Source organism: Vibrio sp. EA2 (assembly GCF_033042495.1).
Taxonomy (GTDB): Bacteria; Pseudomonadota; Gammaproteobacteria; order Enterobacterales; family Vibrionaceae; genus Vibrio.
In genome coordinates this window covers 816,175-834,947 of the sequence record NZ_JAWLID010000001.1, presented here as the reverse complement: position 1 = coordinate 834,947, position 18,773 = coordinate 816,175, and the positions used below count along the sequence as shown (strand labels likewise).

Annotated in this window: 16 protein-coding genes and 1 pseudogene; 12 read left to right on the top strand and 5 right to left on the bottom strand. The window is 45.1% G+C overall.

What is annotated here, in order from left to right; translation table 11 throughout:
- Positions 1 to 3 precede the first annotated feature (3 nt).
- The 4 genes from cyoB to cyoE are packed head-to-tail and all read left to right on the top strand — an operon-like array spanning position 4 to position 3,818.
- Entirely contained in the window at positions 4 to 2,040 is a 2,037-nt protein-coding gene (gene cyoB, locus RXX31_RS03725) for a cytochrome o ubiquinol oxidase subunit I (RefSeq protein WP_317587760.1), read from the top strand.
- Positions 2,030 to 2,632 carry a cytochrome o ubiquinol oxidase subunit III gene (gene cyoC, locus RXX31_RS03720; RefSeq protein ID WP_317587759.1) on the top strand — a complete coding sequence of 201 codons (603 nt, stop codon included), beginning with the start codon at positions 2,030 to 2,032 and terminating at the stop codon, positions 2,630 to 2,632. The genes cyoB and cyoC overlap by 11 nt, the downstream gene beginning before the upstream one ends.
- On the top strand, positions 2,632 to 2,943 hold the full coding sequence (gene cyoD / locus RXX31_RS03715) for a cytochrome o ubiquinol oxidase subunit IV (RefSeq protein ID WP_317587758.1): 312 nt from the start codon (positions 2,632 to 2,634) through the stop codon (positions 2,941 to 2,943). Before cyoC ends, cyoD begins: the two co-directional genes overlap by 1 nt.
- Positions 2,904 to 3,818 carry a heme o synthase gene (gene cyoE, locus RXX31_RS03710; RefSeq protein WP_317587881.1) on the top strand — a complete coding sequence of 305 codons (915 nt, stop codon included), beginning with the start codon at positions 2,904 to 2,906 and terminating at the stop codon, positions 3,816 to 3,818. Before cyoD ends, cyoE begins: the two co-directional genes overlap by 40 nt.
- 262 nt (positions 3,819 to 4,080) lie before the next feature.
- Here cyoE and RXX31_RS03705 read toward each other — a convergent pair.
- Positions 4,081 to 4,278, bottom strand: a pseudogene (locus RXX31_RS03705) (alkene reductase); the annotation flags it as partial.
- Here RXX31_RS03705 and RXX31_RS03700 point away from each other — a divergent pair.
- Entirely contained in the window at positions 4,257 to 4,685 is a 429-nt protein-coding gene (locus RXX31_RS03700) for a TetR family transcriptional regulator C-terminal domain-containing protein (protein WP_317587757.1), read from the top strand. The pseudogene RXX31_RS03705 and the gene RXX31_RS03700 sit on opposite strands and share 22 nt — an antisense overlap.
- Before the next feature lie 85 nt (positions 4,686 to 4,770).
- Here the strand turns inward: RXX31_RS03700 and RXX31_RS03695 are convergent, their stop codons facing one another.
- Together RXX31_RS03695 and RXX31_RS03690 are read right to left on the bottom strand one after the other, a co-directional pair.
- The gene (locus tag RXX31_RS03695; RefSeq protein WP_317587756.1) at positions 4,771 to 6,102 is read right to left on the bottom strand and encodes a basic amino acid/polyamine antiporter; all 1,332 of its coding nucleotides are present in this window, start codon (positions 6,100 to 6,102) and stop codon (positions 4,771 to 4,773) included.
- A gap of 9 nt (positions 6,103 to 6,111) precedes the next feature.
- Complete coding sequence (locus RXX31_RS03690; protein ID WP_317587755.1) at positions 6,112 to 7,020, bottom strand: homocysteine S-methyltransferase family protein; 909 nt, start codon at positions 7,018 to 7,020, stop codon at positions 6,112 to 6,114.
- Between the two features lie 277 nt (positions 7,021 to 7,297).
- Between RXX31_RS03690 and RXX31_RS03685 the strand changes: the two genes are divergently transcribed.
- Together RXX31_RS03685 and RXX31_RS03680 are read left to right on the top strand one after the other, a co-directional pair.
- Positions 7,298 to 8,068 carry a transporter substrate-binding domain-containing protein gene (locus RXX31_RS03685; RefSeq protein WP_317587754.1) on the top strand — a complete coding sequence of 257 codons (771 nt, stop codon included), beginning with the start codon at positions 7,298 to 7,300 and terminating at the stop codon, positions 8,066 to 8,068.
- Between the two features lie 84 nt (positions 8,069 to 8,152).
- Entirely contained in the window at positions 8,153 to 9,265 is a 1,113-nt protein-coding gene (locus RXX31_RS03680) for a M14 family metallopeptidase (protein WP_317587753.1), read from the top strand.
- Here RXX31_RS03680 and RXX31_RS03675 read toward each other — a convergent pair.
- A complete protein-coding gene (locus RXX31_RS03675) occupies positions 9,262 to 10,110 on the bottom strand; it encodes a helix-turn-helix transcriptional regulator (protein ID WP_317587752.1) in 849 nt (282 codons plus the stop codon). The two genes, RXX31_RS03680 and RXX31_RS03675, sit on opposite strands and share 4 nt — an antisense overlap.
- A 165-nt stretch (positions 10,111 to 10,275) precedes the next feature.
- Between RXX31_RS03675 and RXX31_RS03670 the strand changes: the two genes are divergently transcribed.
- From RXX31_RS03670 to RXX31_RS03655, 4 genes are all read left to right on the top strand, one after another.
- Positions 10,276 to 11,100, top strand: coding sequence for a hypothetical protein (locus RXX31_RS03670; RefSeq protein WP_317587751.1), 825 nt, complete (start codon positions 10,276 to 10,278; stop codon positions 11,098 to 11,100).
- Positions 11,100 to 12,221 (top strand): hypothetical protein, encoded by a 1,122-nt coding sequence (locus RXX31_RS03665; protein WP_317587750.1) that lies wholly within the window; start codon positions 11,100 to 11,102, stop codon positions 12,219 to 12,221. Before RXX31_RS03670 ends, RXX31_RS03665 begins: the two co-directional genes overlap by 1 nt.
- A 163-nt stretch (positions 12,222 to 12,384) precedes the next feature.
- Complete coding sequence (locus RXX31_RS03660) at positions 12,385 to 13,386, top strand: 5'/3'-nucleotidase SurE (RefSeq protein WP_317587749.1); 1,002 nt, start codon at positions 12,385 to 12,387, stop codon at positions 13,384 to 13,386.
- Between the two features lie 11 nt (positions 13,387 to 13,397).
- Positions 13,398 to 14,042, top strand: coding sequence for a hypothetical protein (locus RXX31_RS03655; protein WP_317587748.1), 645 nt, complete (start codon positions 13,398 to 13,400; stop codon positions 14,040 to 14,042).
- Between the two features lie 88 nt (positions 14,043 to 14,130).
- On the opposite strand, the gene katG is transcribed toward RXX31_RS03655, so the two are convergent.
- Positions 14,131 to 16,305, bottom strand: coding sequence for a catalase/peroxidase HPI (katG, locus tag RXX31_RS03650; protein ID WP_317587747.1), 2,175 nt, complete (start codon positions 16,303 to 16,305; stop codon positions 14,131 to 14,133).
- 870 nt (positions 16,306 to 17,175) lie between these two features.
- On the opposite strand from katG, the gene RXX31_RS03645 reads away from it, so the two are divergent.
- Positions 17,176 to 18,561: an FAD-binding oxidoreductase gene (locus tag RXX31_RS03645; protein WP_317587746.1), complete on the top strand. Its 1,386-nt coding sequence runs from the start codon at positions 17,176 to 17,178 to the stop codon at positions 18,559 to 18,561.
- The last annotated feature ends 212 nt before the right edge of the window (positions 18,562 to 18,773 follow it).

Sequence of the window (18,773 nt, the reverse complement as noted above, 5' to 3'; positions counted from 1 at the left end):
GCAATGTTTGGAAGATTAACTCTGGATTCATTCCCATTCCATGAACCCATCATCGTTATTACCTTAGCGATAGTGGCTTTGGTTGGCTTAGGCGTAGCTTACGCTGTCACTAAAGCGGGAAAATGGCAGTATTTGTGGAATGAATGGTTTACTTCGGTAGACCATAAAAAACTTGGCTTTATGTACATCGCGGTTGCGATGGTAATGCTAATTCGTGGTTTCGCTGACGCAGTAATGATGCGTAGTCAGCAGCTACTCTCCTCTGCTGGTGAAGCAGGCTACTTGCCACCGCACCACTATGACCAAATCTTTACCGCCCACGGCGTGATCATGATTTTCTTCGTTGCAATGCCATTGGTTATTGGTTTGATGAACATCATCGTTCCGCTGCAAATTGGCGCGCGTGACGTGGCTTTCCCGTACCTGAACAACCTGAGTTTCTGGTTGTTTGTTGTTGGCGTGATTCTAACGAACATGTCACTAGGTTTGGGTGAGTTTGGTCGTACTGGCTGGTTGGCGTATCCGCCATTGTCAGGTATTGAGGCAAGTCCGGGAGTCGGCGTCGACTATTGGATTTGGGCACTGCAGATATCGGGTGTTGGTACAACGCTAACTGGTGTGAACTTCTTCGCAACGATTCTGCGTATGCGTGCGCCTTCAATGCCAATGATGAAAATGCCTGTTTTCACTTGGGCATCGCTGTGTGCAAACATCCTGATCATCATTTCCTTCCCAATCCTGACGGTTACTATCGCGTTACTAACGCTGGATAGATACCTGGGTATGCACTTCTTTACCAATGATCTTGGCGGCAACGTAATGATGTACGTCAACCTGATTTGGGCATGGGGCCACCCAGAAGTGTACATTTTGATCCTGCCGATATTTGGTGTGTTCTCTGAAGTAACGGCGACATTTTCTCGCAAGAAGCTATTTGGTTACACCTCGCTGGTATGGGCAACGATTGTAATTACCATTCTCGCGTTCGTTGTTTGGCTACACCACTTCTTCACAATGGGTTCTGGTGCGAATGTAAACGCCTTCTTTGGTATTGCTACGATGATCATTTCCATCCCGACCGGGGTGAAGATTTTCAACTGGCTATTCACCATGTACAAAGGGCGTATTCGCTTTACAACTCCAATGTTGTGGACGGTTGGCTTCCTGATCACCTTTACCGTTGGTGGTATGACGGGTGTATTGATGGCGGTACCGGGTGCGGACTTCGTTCTGCATAACTCAGTCTTCCTGATTGCTCACTTCCATAACGTTATCATTGGTGGCGTAGTGTTTGGTTGTTTTGCAGCGATCACTTACTGGTTCCCGAAAGCGACAGGTTTCACCATGAATGAAACTTGGGGCAAACGTGCGTTCTATCTTTGGATCATCGGTTTCTTGATGGCGTTCCTACCGCTATACGCGTTGGGCTTTATGGGCATGACTCGTCGTCTTAGCCAAGACATCAACCCGGAATTCTTCCCACTATTGGCAGTAGCCGCTGCTGGTACGGTAGTGATTGCTCTGGGCGTACTTTCTCAGTTCATCCAGATCTACGTAAGTATTCGTGACCGTGAACAAAACCGCGATCTTACTGGTGACCCGTGGGGTGGCCGTACCCTTGAGTGGGCAACGTCTTCACCACCGCCGTTCTATAACTTTGCGCACCTTCCAAAAGGTGATGTGCTAGATGCATTCTGGTACCAAAAGCAAAGTGGTGAGTTTGATCCAACTAAGGAAGTGGAATACGAGCGTATTCACATGCCTAAGAACACGGCAACAGGTATTTATGTCTCTGCTTGGTCACTGCTATTCGGTATTGGCATGATCTGGTACATCTGGTGGCTGGCTGGTTTGAGTCTGGTTGCTATCATCGTGACGAGTATCAAACACAGTTACAACGATGACGTGGATTACTACGTGGAAGTTGAAGAAATCAAAGCCATTGAAGCAGCACGTCGTGCTCAGCTTGAAGAAGCGAAGAAAGATTCAGTGAAAGACAACGAAAGCAAAGACGATCTGGAGGTGACATATGCAAACTAATGTCGCTGCTCATCATGACCATGATCACCACCACGATACTAACGGCAACAAGCTGTTTGGTTTCTGGGTTTACCTGATGAGTGACTGTGTATTGTTCGCAACTTTGTTTGCAACATACGCAGTACTATCTAGCAACTCGATTGCTGGCCCAACGGGTAAAGATATTTTCGAATTGCCTTTCGTGTTTGTTGAAACCATGTTGCTGCTATTTAGTAGTATCACATTTGGTTTTGGCATGATCGCGATGAAACGTAATGATGTTGCTGGTCTTAAACGCTGGCTGCAAATTACCTTTGCGCTAGGTCTTGGCTTCATTTGCATGGAAGTTTACGAATTCCATCATTTGATCGCTGAAGGCTACGGCCCTCAGGAAAGTGCGTTTCTTTCTGCGTTCTTTACGCTAGTAGGTACGCACGGTTTGCACGTGTCATTTGGTCTGCTTTGGTTGGCGATTGCTTATCACCAACTGTCTACCAAAGGCTTGAACGATAACATGGCGATGCGTTTTAACTGCTTGAGCCTGTTCTGGCACTTCCTGGATATTGTCTGGATCTGTGTCTTTACCATCGTTTACTTACTGGGGGTAATGTAATGGGACAACATATTGAAACAAGTGCGTCTGATTACGTTAAAGGCTTCGTTGCGTCGCTTATTCTTACGGTGATTCCATTCTACGTTGTTTGGGCGCAATCTCTGCCGGAGACCACGACATACGCGATTCTATTTGGCTGTGCATTGGTTCAGATCTTTGTGCACTTCAAATACTTCCTGCATATGGAAGCGAAGACCTCAGACGGTCGCTGGAATCTGGTTTCACTGATGTTTACTGCCATTGTTGTGCTCATCCTGATCGCAGGTTCGATCTGGATCATCTACAACATGAACGTCAACATGAAGTTGTAGGCCAAGGTATGCTGAAAAGTTATTTGTCTATCACCAAACCGGGCATTATTTTCGGCAACCTGATTTCTGTTGCGGCGGGTTTTTTCCTCGCCGCAAAAACAGAACCTGCTAGCCTGACGTTGTTTCTGACAACGCTGGCTGGTGTGGGGCTGGTGATTGCTTCAGGTTGTGTGGTGAACAATATTTTTGACCGCGATATCGATCAAAAGATGGCGCGCACTCAGAACCGTGAGCTAGCAAAAGGTAACATCAATATTGATGTCGCGTTTGTTTATGCTTTGGTTCTGCTTTTGGTTGGAACGGGCTTACTGTTTCAACTCGCCAATCCACTTTCTGCCGTTGTTGTCCTTCTCGGTTACGTGTACTACGTGTTCTTTTACACCATGTGGTACAAGCGTAATTCCGTGTATGGCACCTTGGTCGGCAGTATTTCTGGCGCTGTTCCGCCTTTAGTTGGTTACTTGGCGGTGACGAACTTCATTAGCTTAGAAGCCATTTTGCTGTTCACCATGTTCTGCCTGTGGCAAATGCCGCACTCGTACGCGATTGCAATGTTCCGCATGCAAGACTACCGTGAGGCAGGTATTCCTGTTCTGCCTGTCAAAGAGGGTATCCATAAAGCGCATCGTCACATGAAAGCGTACGTGGTGGCCTTTGGTGCTGTTTCATTGGGATTATTTTTGCTCGGTGAAGCAGGGTATGAATACTTGGCTGTCGCAGCTGTCGTTTGCTTTATGTGGACAAAAGTGACTTTCCGCAGCATTGACGATGAAAACTACGTTGCGTGGTCGAAGTCGGTGTTTAAAGTCTCTTTGCTGGTGGTTATGGGAATCAGCGGCGTGTTGGGAGTAGAGTTGCTTCCGTTGGTGATTTAACTGCTATAAAACAGCGACTAACGATGAATGTTAATCGCTGAACCACCGGATATATTTATTAATGTGTAAGATGTTCATGCTGGTGTGTCATTCCGAGGAGCCTAAGCGACATCAGGAATCTAATCACTGCAAAGTCGTAGTTCAAGCAAACACTCTCGGTTAGTAGATCCTGAATCACGCTCCTTCGTCGCTGTTCAGGACGACTGGATAGTGTGAATGTTCTGAATATGCCGCTCGCTGTCATACGAGCGGTACTACTCACTTAAACCAGCGTCTCCAGCATGGCTGCATCATACTCGACAAGTTGTTTCTTTTCCTGAACTCGGCTGATGTAGTCTGGGTTGGCAATAAATGGACGACCAATCGCAATCAAATCGAATTTATTCGCCTCAATCGCTTCCGCACCAGTTTCTGCAGTATAACCACCTACACCCAGCAATGTCTTTGAGTAAGTCTTACGCTTTTGAAGAGTTCTTTGATAACTCTAAACAAACCTTATCTGGCTTCGAGCGTTATCTTCTCGACATTATTGATTCCAAAGAGTGTAATAACAACGGCAACGGCTGTTTATTGCAGAAATCACTAAGTGAGCTTGATCAGCAAGATGAAGAGATCGAAGCCATCATTTGTAACATGCTTGAGCAATGGAAACTCAGTATTCAATCCAAGCTAGAGTTAGCAAAAGAGAATGAAGAAATTGCACCAGGGACCGATTGCGAGTTGTTAAGTGATATTCTGGTGATGAATATTTACGGTTTGCGGGCGTTTGCCAGTACAAGACCGACTGAAGCACGTCTGGGCCAACTCGTCGACAAAATCATGCAGAGTCTGAAAAGCAGCGGTGTGGATGAAAGGGGCGTGGCTTAAGTTCTACGGTTCGAGATTAGAGAAAGGATGGCTGTGATGCCATCCTTTTTTATAGCGAGCAACGTTTATATCGTTTATATCGTTTTTATGCCGAGGTCGGGTTCAATCGATGTTGACGTCGGCTGTATACGTATAACGCAATTCCTGGAATGTAAAGAATCGCTGAAAGCAACAGGGTATCGACACCTGCCGCATAGACTAACCAAATGCCATAAATACTGGCTCCAAAGCCAATCAATTTTAACTGCAAGCGAGCGTTAGTCTGGATGGATAACTTAAGCAGATACGCACCAACCAAGAAATACGGTATCAAAATCATTGACGTCGAAATCAAAACGAGCGTGTTATAACCTTCCCCTGTAAGCATCACGAGTATTAAACACAGTTGTACCGTTAAGCTGGTTAGGAACAGCGAGTTTTTGGGTGTGTCGTTATCGTTAGATTTCGCAAAATATTTCGGAAATGCACCGTACTTAGCTGCGGTGTAAGGTACTTCAGCAGAATACAAAATCCAACTTAAGTACGACGCCAGCACCGACACAATTAAACCGATACTGATCACCGCTTTACCCCACGAACCAGTCATCGCAGCCATCAGCCCAGCCATCGAAGGATTCGATATCGTGGCGATCTCTGCACGAGAAGCGATGCCAAGTGACATAAGAGAAATTAAAACGTACAAGATTAAGGCGGCGATGACACCAAGGTAGGTTGCGCGGCCGATGTCTTTGCGGTTTTTTGCTCGTCCCGACAAAATTACAGCACCTTCAATACCTGTAAACACCCAAAGTGTAATCAACATCGTCCCTTTCACTTGCTCTATAAAAGGTTGTTGGAGTGTTTCTCCTTGTGTATCGATATGAAAAGTGTCGGTATCAAAGAAGTAGTAAGCGGCACAGACAAAGAGGATTAGCGGTACACTTTTAGCCAACGTCGCCAGCAAATTAATGAAGGCAGCCTGTGTGACTCCTCTCAGAATCAAACAGTGAACTGACCACAGCACGAGGGACTCGCCGATAAAGGCAAAGAGGGTTGTCCCATCACCAAATAACGTAAAGTCTGGGGTATCTACAAAAGCACCGAGCGCCGCAAACGCTACGACAAGGTAGCCAACAACACCGATCGTCGCACACAACCAATAGCCCCATGCAGAAAGGAAACCTGCGAGATCACCAAACCCTTCTCTGGCATAGGCATAGATGCCGCCGTCCAAATCTGGCTTAAGGCGCGATAGGTGAAGAAAACAACCTGCCAAAAGTAGAATGCCGACGCCAGTAATCGTCCAGCCGACGATCATTGCATTGAGTCCGGCTACCTCTGCCATGTTTTGCGGCAGGCTGAATATTCCTGCACCAACCATGGAACTAAAGACTAACGCTGTTAATGCGGTTAAGCCAATTCGTTTTGTTTGTACCATAATTAACGCTTAGTCCTTGAAATATTGGCTTAATTTAGCGATGTGTTCCGGTCCGATACCACAGCAACCACCGATGATAGACGCGCCAGATTGACGCCATTTTTCTGCCCAAATCAGGTAGGCTTCTGGGCTTAAGTCGTCTCGAATTTCATCGAGGCCATCGTTCGCCGTTGCATCTTTAGGCTGTGGAGGAAACGCATTCGCGTAAACACCAAGGCGGATGTGAGATAAACCGAGTTCCTCTAGTGTACGCACTGACACCTGTAATGCTTCTTCTACGATTTCTGGTTGGCAACAGTTAAACAAAATGGCGCTTACCCCAGCTTGTGCCATGGTTGCAACGGCTTGTTGTACCGTCTCACCAGAGCGCAGACATGGTTCGTCTGTAGGCTCAGAATCTTCCAGTGTAAACGAGACCCAAAACGGCTTTTCTTCTGATGTTAATTCGTCGACCAGTGCTTTTACTGCCACCGATTCGGCAATTAAGCTTTGCGTTTCCGTAAGCCAGAAATCGACCGAATCTGACAAGCCGATAATTAACGGAGTCGCTAAGTCACGTACGTGTTCCTGATCGTACAGGTCTGGTCGGTATGAGCCGAATAGAGGAGGAAGTGAACCCGCGACTTTAGCGCCTGTCCCTTGCGCCGCTTCCTTTGCTACTTGGCCAGAAAGCTCAGCGAGTGACTGTCCTGCTTCCTTGAAACGCGTTTCTCCGATATGAAATGGCACCAATGCGTAGCTGTTGGTTGTGATCACCTGTGCACCGCTTTGAATGTAGTCCGTGTGTACCTCTTTAACGATTTCAGGCGTTTCGATCATAGCAAGCGCTGACCACTCTGGCTGGCGAAAAGGCGCGCCACGACGATTTAATTCTCGTCCCATACCACCATCAAGAATCAACATCGTATTCGTTTTCATTTTTCTTACACCTTTAAATGGATATCTAGCCGTTTGGATGGCTAAAATTAAATGAGAACGTTACCAAATTCAACTGTTAATTTGTTTTTCGCGCTTATTTTGTAAGGAGTGGCGAGGTTTTAAACAGAAGCGTTTAATTCATAAGCTATCACAGGTGATGCTAGTTGATGCTCATGAGCGACACCTTGCTGCAGCACTGTCGTCGGTTTGACATAGACATCCTCAAACCTGCTCGATAGAGTAAAAAACAGTTGTAAATACAATCATGGACGTAATTATGAAAAGGTCTCGAGTACTACTTTTAGCTTTATCTTCTTTGTTTTCGACGATGACACTCGCCGCCGGTGATACCATTCGCTTTGGTACGGATGCGACGTTTCCTCCGTTCGAGTCTATTACACCAGACGGTGAGATTGTTGGTTTTGAAGTGGACCTGGGCAATGCGATTTGTGAAGAAATGAACAAAAAGTGTGAGTGGGTTTCTTCTAGTTTTGATGGCCTGATCCCTAGCCTGAAAGTTCGCAAGATAGATGCGGTTTTCTCTTCTTTAGGTATTACCGAGAAACGTAAGCGACAAGTTCTGTTCACGGACGTTGTCTGGACGGGTTACTCATCGATGTTGAGCAGAGCAGAAGACAATATTGAACCTACAGTTGAATCTCTAAAAGGTAAGACAATTGGTGTCCAGCTCGGTTCTATGCAAGAAGAGTACGTGAGTAAGCGTTTTGGCCGCCATGGCGCGACGGTGAAAACGTATCAAGATCAGGATGCGGTATATTCAGATTTATTGAGTGGCCGTATTGATGTGTCGTTTCAGGATATGATTCAAGCTCAGTTCAACTTTATTGAAGCGGGTGACCATAATGACTTCACAAACACCAGAGTTCAGGATGAGCTGCTTCCGGCGGATTCTGCGATTGCACTGCGTAAAAATGATAAAAAGCTTGCTGATGTGATAAACGAAGGTTTGAAAAAGATTCGAGCTAACGGGACTTACGATCGCATTCAAGAGAAATACTTCGGTGAGCTGAAGCTTTACAGCGAATAAGCGGCAATTTCAACAACAGATAACATACAAAGGCAGTTGAGCACGCTTATCTGCCTTTTATCAATCTAATAAGTAGAGTCATTTATGCAGCATCAACAAACGCCTCTTATTTCTCCCGTGCTTGGTACTCAACGTGCTATCGATAGCTTCCATTTTGGTTGTGAAGGCAGTGGTAAAAAGGTCTACATTCAGGCTTCGCTCCATGCTGATGAACTACCAGGAATGTTGGTCGCGTGGAAACTAAAGCAACAGCTTATTGAACTGGAAGCTAAAGGTCGCATCAACGGGGAAGTTGTTCTGGTTCCAGTGGCAAATCCTATTGGACAGAATCAGCACCTGATGGACATTCAGCTGGGTCGTTATGAACTTGAAAACGGTCATAATTTTAACCGTGGCTATTTTGATACGTTTAATGATGTGAAGCTGGCCGTAAACGGTAAGCTGACCAACGACAAAGAAAACAACAAGCAATTGATCCTCGCAGCGATGAAAGCGGCGTTAGATAACTGGAACGTTGAGACCGAGTTTCAATCACAACAAAAAGCATTACAGTGCTTAAGCTATAACGCGGATGTGATGCTTGATTTGCATTGTGACTTTGAAGCTATCCTGCATTTATACAGTACTTATTACTCATGGGAAGGTATTGAGCCACTCGCTCGTCTGTTGGGCTCTGAAGTGAACATGCTGGCTGATGACACCGGTGGCAATCCATTTGATTGTAGTGTTGATATGGTTTGGCAACGTTTGAGTGCAGAGTATGGCGACATCATTCCTCAGGGCTGTGTTAGTGCGACGATAGAATTACGTGGTCAAGCGGATGTCTGTGACGAATATGCGGATCAAGACAGCCAGGGTATCCTCCGTTATTTGCATTCACTGGGCGTCATCAATGGTGAGTTTGAACCTCAACCTGACGAACCAGCACCACGTAGCGATCTTGCGGCGGTAGAAACCCTCAAGTCCACACAGGGTGGCGTACTAGTGCATAAAGTCAAAGTGGGTGAGTGGGTAGAGTCCGGACAGGTGTTTGCAGAAGTTATCAACCCGATCACCGATCAGGTTGAGCAAGTCAAAGTCACACAGGCCGGCCGTGTGTATTCAAGAACAAACCGTCGCACTGCCACCGCCGGTATGTTGATAGGAAACGTTGCCGGAGAGAACATCATCCGCAGCGGATATTTGCTTGCGCCTTAAAAGTTTTCTGCTGCTGTAAAGATGTGCTCATTATCGATGCTACTTGCAGAGGTTAATCGGGAAAGAATAGCGGGGGAAATGCTCTCGCTGTCCATTGTTAATAGTTGAACCTCTTTTAACTTCTCTTTCAGCGATGGTTTATCACTTATTTTTTCGAACACCACTCGCGAAGTAAAAGGGATACGGGAATTACGCCCCTGAATACCCATCGTTAAACCGGAAAGTAAGTGGATATTGCCTTTGGTAGCACCATATAAAATAGTTTGAGAAATGGCGCGTTGACAATGCACGCTGTAATCGACGATTTGTAATCGTTCACCCAGTAAAAATACCAAACCAACAAACTTGCCAATTTCTGCGCCTTCTTGCATGGCTTGCTCTGGATTCGCACGCTCATAGAAGTGGGAATACCCGACGTCATTTTGTAGCGAGAGACGAGCAAAGCCCTTACTGATGCAGCCTTCGTATGAGGGCGTCATGTAGTAGTAATAGTAGTCGCCAAGATAACGCTCAATAGATTGTGATGATTCAGCCATCATATTTTTGAGTTGCTTAGTATAGCGTTTACCCGCGGGGCTATCTTCAAGCAGGCTTTCGGGAGCGAGACTTTTCTTCTGAGTTGAGATGAGGTTTTTAAACTGCTCCGGTTCTAAATAGATTTCGTCACTATCGACGCCAAAGTAATCACAGATCTTTCTTAAGGTTTGCATGGATGGTTGGCTGTAGCCATTGAGGTATTTTGACAATTGTTGTCGATTAATACTCATCTTCCGACTGCATTCAGAGACGCTACCGACATAACTACATAGCAGTCGAAGGTTAACGGGAAGAGACTGTGATTCCATTTCTGCGACCTAAGGATGTGACTAAGAGAAAGAGTTTTATCACATTCGTGATGACACATAAACTGACTAATACAGACAGACTACTGCTAAGTGGTGGGATTTGTCATACTGGCGTAATAACAATTAAGTAAATTCTTCACAAAAATGAAGGAACAAATCATTGTTATGAACGACGTGCTATCTCGGATGTGGAGCCACAATCATGCTCCGTGGATCTTTAAACTAGGTTGCCTGCTATTGATAACTTTACTTCTATTAGTTATTCAATTCCCGCGTGCTGAATTACCGCCAGTCAATTCATTTAACCAGTTATCCTGTTCAGAGCTCGGCCAAAACTATCAAGCGGTGTCTGATCAAGAACAGTTAGATGTACTCATTCCTGCTCACGCTTTAGCGCTGCCTTTGTTAGCTAAATTGTGTAACAACGCTGTCTTCAGTAGTGCGTATTCAGATATTGTGGCGCATTGGGTTCCTCGTCAGCAAGTGACGCCACAGATCATTTACAGCCAAAAATTTGATGTTATGTGGTCGAGGGAATACCAGCTTGCAGGCTTGAGCCCGGACTATGGGAATTATTACGATAAATTGCTTAGTTTGTCTGGGTATGATGTGTTGTGGTATGCCAACCAAGCGATCAATGAATCGTTCCTCAAGACCCATCGAATCGGTTTATTAAACGATACCTTCAGCCGTTCTGGCTATCAGCTCCCAGTAAAACAGTTAACGTCGCTCTCTATTGATGTGAGCTCTTCACAAGTGACCTTATATCCAACGCGTAAAGCCATGATTGAGGCTTTCATACAAGGAGAAGTGGATGTGATTGCAGGGACCAATTACAGCCCGATAAACCAATCTGAAATCAGTTTGCATAAAGCGACTATCGCGAGTGGTGTGTCAGCTGGTGGATGGTTTATCTCTCGTTCGATGGAGAGTTTTTCTGATAAGACGTTCCGTGAGCGATTAACTCAGGCGTTAGGAGAAATAGGATAATGCGCTTGAAAGCTTTAGTGCAAGATACTTGGAAGACGTTGGCGGGACTGACGCTACTCTATTTGCTGGTTTCGTTAATTAGTGGATTTTACTTTACTCAATCCCACTATTCGCAATTTATCGATCAACATTTAATGACGGCGCGAAGTCAGATATGGCTTGATGGGGCGGAGATGGGGGAACGCCCAGAAACGCAAAACATTTTTATATTGAAAAGCCAGATGTTGTTAGATCAGGTAAGTTGGCATAATCCAGTACAAATTTTTCGTCAGTGCTACATTGTCACACCACATGCGCAAACGTCTGGTTCTCATTATTTAGGGTTCCCGTTTACATTCTCACTCGCTCTCTCTCCCGATCAAACCAGCGACATAGCCGTTATCGAGTGCCAGCTACAAAGTGGAATTTGGCTTGTTAGCTCCTTCGTACTCGCCGTTTTATCGATATTTTTGCTCTCTTTTCAGCCACGCCCATTAAATAGCGATGATCTAAAACTGTTGAAGCAAGTTCGTCGTCTAGACGGAGACAATCTAGAGTGCAAACGCTGGAAGCAGGCTATTCATCAATTTCGCGAGACAAGCCCTAACACGGCTGTCAATCAGGACTACTTTAATCGGTTACTCAATGCCAGAGCAGAACAGTTTCAAACCGTTGAAGACAAGGTCAGGATACTTGAACAAGCGTCGCGGCCACTTACTTTGTCGTTTTCAGTGAATAGTGGCAATGTCGAAGTACGTATAAATGAAATTGTAATCCCAATGTCCAGTACACCAGCGATTTACTGGTTATGGTATGCGAAAAAGCGGATAAGTGAACAAAATGATGGATGGGTACTTAATCCGCCAAGTAATCGACCTTCGCAAACTTTGGCTTCAGAACTGATTACGTTAATGGAAAACTACGGTGGTCATGGCAGAGCGATCAGCGAATTAAAACAACACGGATTAAAGGCGAAAACGCTCGATCAAAATCGCAATAAAATTAAAGATGCATTGGTCAAGGTGTTAGGAGAAAGCTTTATTGAGCATTTAGGTTTTGAAAGCGCGAAACATATCGATAATGCACAGTCTATTTATCGTTTGAAGATATCTCCAAATACTATTTCAATAAATGGGCTTTGAATTAAGTGACTGAAATTATTTGATTATATTTTAAAGATGTCTCTAATGTGGTTTGAGAGAAATCGGTAACAGAAGCTTCATAGTATTTCGTCAAAGTAGCTGCCAATGCGTTCAGACATGAAGTTTGAACGGGAAATCAAGCAGTGAAACAAACGGAAATATTATGAACAAATTATCTAAACTTTGCCTTGCTATTGCAGCGGGCTCGGCATGTGCAATGTCAGCAAATGCGTTTGCATTAAATATCGTGTTAACCAATGACGATAGCTGGGATACAACCAACATTAACGTGATGAAATCGGCACTGGAAGCCGCGGGTCACGATGTCATTATGTCTGCACCTTGTACAGGGCAAAGTGGTAAAGGTGGCGCGATGAGTCACTTTAAGCCTGTGTCGATCGATGAATCTAAAGCAGTATCACAGGAGTACTGTGTTGGCGATACCGATACTAGCGTTGCTTTTAAAGATTATGTCGAAGGTACGCCAGTAATGGCTGCGATTTATGGTATCGATATTGCCGCTCAGGAAGTGTGGGGTCAAAACCCAGATTTGGTTATCTCTGGGCCAAATGAAGGGAATAACCTGGGCTTTATGAATAATAACTCGGGTACTCTGGGTGCAACAATGGCGTCGTTAAGTCGCGGTATTCCTGCGATTGCCATCAGCGCGAACCATAATACAGCCAGTGATGCAGCGCAATCTCAATTAGTCGCGGATGTCATCGTGGATATTGTCGCTCAGCTTGTCGCAAATCAACCTTCAGGTCAGCCTTTGTTACCTGCGTACACAGGTTTAAATGTGAATACACCAGAAGATATGAATAATCACCTTGGATATAAGTTTACTGATGTTGGCTGGAACGCTGGAGCAGAGTTTGCGTTTAGTACGGATCTTTCTCAAAACAGTACTGCGATTTATTACATGATGAGCAGCCTTATCGCTGACGGAATGGACCCGGCGGAGGCACAAGCAGAAGCGGTTGCTTTATTAAAGGATAAAAAAGGACTCTCATTTAACGAGGGGGATGCAGGCGATACCAATGAGAACTCGGAAGGCGTTGCTGTAAACCAAGGCTATATTACGATCAGTACCATTGATGGGAATGTTCAGGCGGCACGCGGAAAAGTCGCGCTGGTTGAGCAACGTCTTGTTGGCTTGGAATAGGGGCAGCAAGAATGAAACAAAAGAAAACCCTGCTTGTCACTTTACTATCGGTTGCTGCTCTATGGGGTTGTGACAGCGATAACGATGAGAACAAACAAGCAGAAAGTGGTGTTTATGAAGGCGTTATTTGGGCAGATGATGCCTCTCCAGATGGTGCACAGGTAGTTGTACAAGAAGGTGTTGAGCCACAATTGACGCTTTGGGACGCAAGAGAACATCAAATATCTTATCTCGGGACTCAGAGTGATGAGCAAATCACTTTCGCTGCTGCTTCGGTAAATTGTGAAAAGAGTGGTACGAGCTTAACATGTAGTAACGCTAACGGCTCTTCAGTGTTATCACCGGTGACTTTGGAGAGTACCGATCTAAGCGTTTATGCCGGTACTTATCAGGCAAGATACGCTGATGGATTGTATCAGATGTCGATTGGTCAATCGGGATCGTTATCATTAACTGGTTCCGCCTGCAGTAGCGAAGGTGAGCTGACAACGTCGAGTGAACTGGACAACCTAGTAATGATGGAATTGTTTGATGAGCAATGCATTCAGGTTGGGAATGTAAATATCGCAACGCTTGAAGTAGATAACGATTCTTTGGTCAGTATCAACGTCCAAACTGACAGTGATCAGTTCCCTCAAGTTTGGGTTAAGCTTTAATAGATTTACAGTGTAAACAAAAAGCCGCTAAAATAGCGGCTTTAAATTAATATGCACCTAGGTGCGCTCCAGTGAAATTGGCTTGTAATTAAACCAAATCGAATCGGTCTGCGTTCATTACTTTTGTCCAAACCGAGATAAAGTCTTTGACGAACTTCTCTTGGTTGTCATCTTGAGCGTACACTTCAGCGTAAGAACGTAAGATTGAGTTTGAACCAAACACCAAGTCAACGCGTGTCGCTGTCCACTTCGCTTCGCCTGTCTTACGATCACAAATATCGTAAGAGTTGCGTCCAGTTGGTTTCCATGTGTACGACATATCAGTTAGGTTTACGAAGAAGTCATTGGTCAGCGCACCTACACGATCTGTGAATACCCCATGTTGAGTACCACCGTGGTTAGTGCCTAGTACACGCATACCACCAAGCAATACGGTCATTTCAGGCGCAGTCAAACCAAGAAGTTGAGCACGGTCTAGCAACATTTCTTCGGGTTTCACGGCATAATGCTTTTTCTGCCAGTTGCGGAAACCGTCAGCCAAGGGCTCAAGTACCTCGAATGATTCAACATCAGTCTGCTCTGCGGTTGCATCACCTCGGCCCGGTGTAAATGGCACTGTAAAATCAAAGCCTGCTGCTTTAATCGCTTTTTCCAGGCCAACATTACCCGCAAGAACGATAGTGTCTGCAATACTAATGCCCGAGTCGTCAGCGATCTTAGTCAATACGTCAAGCACGTGAGCGAGTCTCTGTGGCTCGTTACCTTCCCACTGATTTTGCGGGGCAAGGCGAATTCGTGCACCGTTCGCACCACCGCGAAGGTCCGAGTTACGGAAGGTTCGCGCACTGTCCCAAGCTGTCGATACCAATTCAGAAACACTTAGATCCGTCGCTGCGATTTTCGCTTTTACTGCATCGACATCGTAATTGGTTACACCCGCTGGAATTGGGTCTTGCCAGATAAGATCTTCGGCTGGAACATCTGGACCAACGTAGCGAGCTTTAGGGCCTAAATCACGGTGAGTCAGCTTAAACCAAGCACGAGCGAAAACCTCTTCAAAGTATTCTTGATCTTGGTAGAAGCGTTCAGAAATCTTACGATACTCAGGGTCAACTTTTAGTGCCATATCGGCGTCGGTCATCATTGGATTGTAGCGGACTGACGGATCTTCTACGTCAACTGGTTTGTCTTCTTCAGCGATATCAACTGGCTCGTACTGCCAGGCACCTGCAGGACTTTTAGTAAGCTGCCATTCGTGCTCCAACAACATTTTGAAGTAACCGTTATCCCATTCAATGGGTTGACTTGTCCAAGCGCCCTCAACGCCGCTAGTTACGGTGTCACGGCCAATGCCTCGAGATTTATGATTAATCCAACCAAGGCCTTGTTCCTCTACGTCGGCACCTTCCGGGTCTGGGCCTAAGTTGGCCGCATCACCATTACCATGTGCTTTACCAACGGTATGACCACCTGCGGTGAGGGCGACTGTTTCTTCGTCATTCATCGCCATGCGAGCGAAGGTGACACGCATATCTGCTGCTGTTTTTAACGGATCTGGGTTGCCGTCTACACCTTCTGGGTTTACATAGATCAATCCCATCATTACTGCAGCAAGTGGGTTTTCCAGATCTCGCTCCCCTGAGTAACGGCTACCTTCACCGCCACTTGGTGCTAGCCATTCTTTCTCAGAGCCCCAATAAATGTCTTTTTCTGGATGCCAAATGTCTTCTCGTCCGAAGGCGAAACCAAACGTTTTTAGACCCATTGACTCGTAGGCCATGTTCCCAGCAAGAATCATAAGGTCTGCCCAGCTGATCTTGTTGCCATATTTTTTCTTTATTGGCCATAGCAAGCGGCGGGCTTTGTCTAGATTACCGTTATCTGGCCAGGAGTTAAGTGGGGCAAAGCGTTGGTTACCAGTAGAGCCGCCCCCGCGACCATCAGCGGTACGGTAGCTCCCAGCAGAGTGCCAGGCCATACGGATCATTAAGCCACCATAGTGTCCCCAGTCTGCGGGCCACCATTCTTGGCTGTCTGTCATCAGGGTTTTCAAATCGTTTTTAAGCGCTTCTACATCAAGCGATTTCAGTGCTTCTCGGTAACTGAAGTCTTCACCCAGTGGGTTGGTTTTTTTATCATGCTGATGAAGAATGTCTAAATTCAGGGCGTTCGGCCACCATTCCATTACGCTAGAACCCGTTGAAGTCATGCCACCGTGCATTACGGGGCATTTTCCTGCTGAGTTATTATCGCTGTTATTCATAGGATGTCCTTTGTAGCAGTGAAATAGTATTTATCTCTAAACCAAGAATCTCAATCACTGTTTGAGTATCTGTTTAGCAGTTAATGTTGATACATCTCAGTAACTTGTATTTGATAATAGTAAGGAACCCGAGGTTTATCATATCACTTAGGCCGATTAATTTAATAAGCAAAGCCTATCAATCTAGAACTCAGTTTTCCTAGCGCGATCAGTGGTTAAAAACGTTTATGAGTTCTCTGTGGAAGGGAGAGTGTTTTTATCTAAAATAGGAAAAGTGATAACGTGTACTTGAAGTATTAGTGATATTCGCAGGCTAAAAATTAGCTTGCCTTTTATAAATTAGTTTAAATAATAGATAAAAGGCGAGTGAAGTCGTATTTATAATTAATAGTTATTATTAGCGTCTAAATTTGCATTACTTTATCACCTAGATAAGCTTTAAACTGTCATACGCTTTTAAACTGTAGTTACTGGTTAACTATATGAAAACAATGGTCATTGTTAATTAAGTGATTAAAATATCAATAATGAGACGTTTTTTCATTACCATCCGGCTGGATTCTTCTTACACTTTAAGCGTTTTAAATGTTAGCCCTGAGTGCTCTGCCGATGCCCGGGGCTGGATGTAGACGAGTAAATTAGAATATAAAATCCAGGAAGAGTGAAAAGAAAAACAGTACTCGAAGATATGACCTGTTTACCTGCCTACGTTATATAACGGACGATCTACTTTTAACAATATATTGAGATGTTAGAAGCAGAATTTTTAACTGAATAATAGCTACTCTAAATAAACGTTTAATTATGAGGAGCTTGGGTGTCGTATTCAATATTCGCAAGTGCTCATGTAAAACGTGATAGGCAACTTGTATGAAAAATATCGAAAACGCTAAGGTTGAAGACTTTACAAAACATTTCGGTGGCGAGGTAATTTTACCTGATTCTCCTTCCTATGATGAAGTTCGGCAAATTTGGAATGGAATGATAGATCGCAAGCCAGGTATGATTGCTCGCTGTAAATCAGCGGAAGACGTTGTGTTGTCAGTAAACTTCGCTCGTGAAAATAATTTGCTCGTCTCCGTTCGAGGAGGAGGCCATAATATTGCTGGTAATGCGATATGCGATGATGGCTTGATGATTGATCTATCTCTCTTAAATGAAGTTCAGGTCTATCCATCTGCGCAAAAAGCTATCGTTGAGCCCGGTTGTACTCTTGGTGATATTGACTCAAAAACTCAAAACTACGGGCTGGCTACACCTGTTGGCATCAATTCTACTACGGGAATAGCAGGATTGACGCTTGGTGGTGGCTTTGGTTGGTTGAGTCGTAAGTATGGTATGACGATTGATAGCTTGGTGTCTGCTAATGTTGTGACCGCAGATGGATGTCAATTACTCGCCAGTGAGACTGAAAATCCGGATTTGTTTTGGGCACTTCGAGGGGGCGGTGGCAATTTTGGCATCGTTACTCAGTTTGAGTTTCAGCTTCATCCGGTAGGGCCTGATGTTCTTAGCGGTTTGATCGTCTTCCCATTTAGTCAGGCTAAGTCTGTCATTAGCCAATTTGCCCAGTTCACTAAAACTGCACCAGAAGAACTCAGCGTTTGGATGGTCAGCCGTAAAGCGCCGCCTTTACCGTTTTTACCAGAAGATGTGCATGGTAAAGAGGTAGTGGTTCTTGCTATGTGTTATGCCGGAGATCCAGAAGAGGGTGAAAAGTTGATTGCGCCGCTTCGATCGTTTGGAGATGCGCATGGTGAACATATTGGTGTACAACCCTTTGCCGCATGGCAGCAAGCCTTTGATCCTTTGCTAACGCCGGGTGCTCGTAATTATTGGAAATCACATAATTTCACAGAGCTCAGCGAGGGTGTTATCGATGCGGCTATCGAATACGCAGGGAAATTACCGTCACCTCAATGTGAAATTTTTATCGCCTCTCTTGGCTGTGCCGCTTCTCGTCCTGCACCTGAATCGATGGCGTATTCTAGTCGTGATGCTGAGTACGTTCTCAATGTTCACGGGCGCTGGGAAGCTGAGGAGGATGACGAACGTTGCATAGCTTGGGCGCGCGAGTTCTTCGCTAAAACGAAACCATTTGCCAGTGATGGCGCATATATCAATTTCTTAACTCAGGACGAATCGGAGCGCACCGAGTTTGCCTATGGCCCGACTTATGAGCGTCTGCAGCAGATCAAGAAGAAATATGACCCGACTAACTTATTCAGAATGAATCAGAATATTAAGCCAGAGTAATAAGTATAGAATAATTGCTTGTTACTGCGGCTCGTTTCCTAAATCAAAGCTTCACCACAACGCTTATCAATATTTAAGCGTTGTGGGGGAGTGCTGCCATTACGTTTTGATAAACAATACCTGCCACATCCTGCCCATACTTACGTAATAACTCATTGTGTTTTGTGCTTGGTCTGATTTGATAAACATTGCATATCATTACTCATCAAACC

Coding starts and splice junctions, on each gene's coding strand:
- RXX31_RS03670 (WP_317587751.1), top strand. CDS start 10,276: ATGAACGACGTGCTATCTCGGATGTGGAGCCACAATCATGCTCCGTGG.
- cyoB (WP_317587760.1), top strand. CDS start 4: ATGTTTGGAAGATTAACTCTGGATTCATTCCCATTCCATGAACCCATC.
- RXX31_RS03680 (WP_317587753.1), top strand. CDS start 8,153: ATGCAGCATCAACAAACGCCTCTTATTTCTCCCGTGCTTGGTACTCAA.
- RXX31_RS03645 (WP_317587746.1), top strand. CDS start 17,176: ATGAAAAATATCGAAAACGCTAAGGTTGAAGACTTTACAAAACATTTC.
- RXX31_RS03695 (WP_317587756.1), bottom strand. CDS start 6,102: ATGGTACAAACAAAACGAATTGGCTTAACCGCATTAACAGCGTTAGTC.
- RXX31_RS03665 (WP_317587750.1), top strand. CDS start 11,100: ATGCGCTTGAAAGCTTTAGTGCAAGATACTTGGAAGACGTTGGCGGGA.
- RXX31_RS03655 (WP_317587748.1), top strand. CDS start 13,398: ATGAAACAAAAGAAAACCCTGCTTGTCACTTTACTATCGGTTGCTGCT.
- cyoD (WP_317587758.1), top strand. CDS start 2,632: ATGGGACAACATATTGAAACAAGTGCGTCTGATTACGTTAAAGGCTTC.
- RXX31_RS03685 (WP_317587754.1), top strand. CDS start 7,298: ATGAAAAGGTCTCGAGTACTACTTTTAGCTTTATCTTCTTTGTTTTCG.
- RXX31_RS03675 (WP_317587752.1), bottom strand. CDS start 10,110: ATGGAATCACAGTCTCTTCCCGTTAACCTTCGACTGCTATGTAGTTAT.
- cyoC (WP_317587759.1), top strand. CDS start 2,030: ATGCAAACTAATGTCGCTGCTCATCATGACCATGATCACCACCACGAT.
- katG (WP_317587747.1), bottom strand. CDS start 16,305: ATGAATAACAGCGATAATAACTCAGCAGGAAAATGCCCCGTAATGCAC.
- RXX31_RS03690 (WP_317587755.1), bottom strand. CDS start 7,020: ATGAAAACGAATACGATGTTGATTCTTGATGGTGGTATGGGACGAGAA.
- RXX31_RS03700 (WP_317587757.1), top strand. CDS start 4,257: ATGTCTTTGAGTAAGTCTTACGCTTTTGAAGAGTTCTTTGATAACTCT.
- RXX31_RS03660 (WP_317587749.1), top strand. CDS start 12,385: ATGAACAAATTATCTAAACTTTGCCTTGCTATTGCAGCGGGCTCGGCA.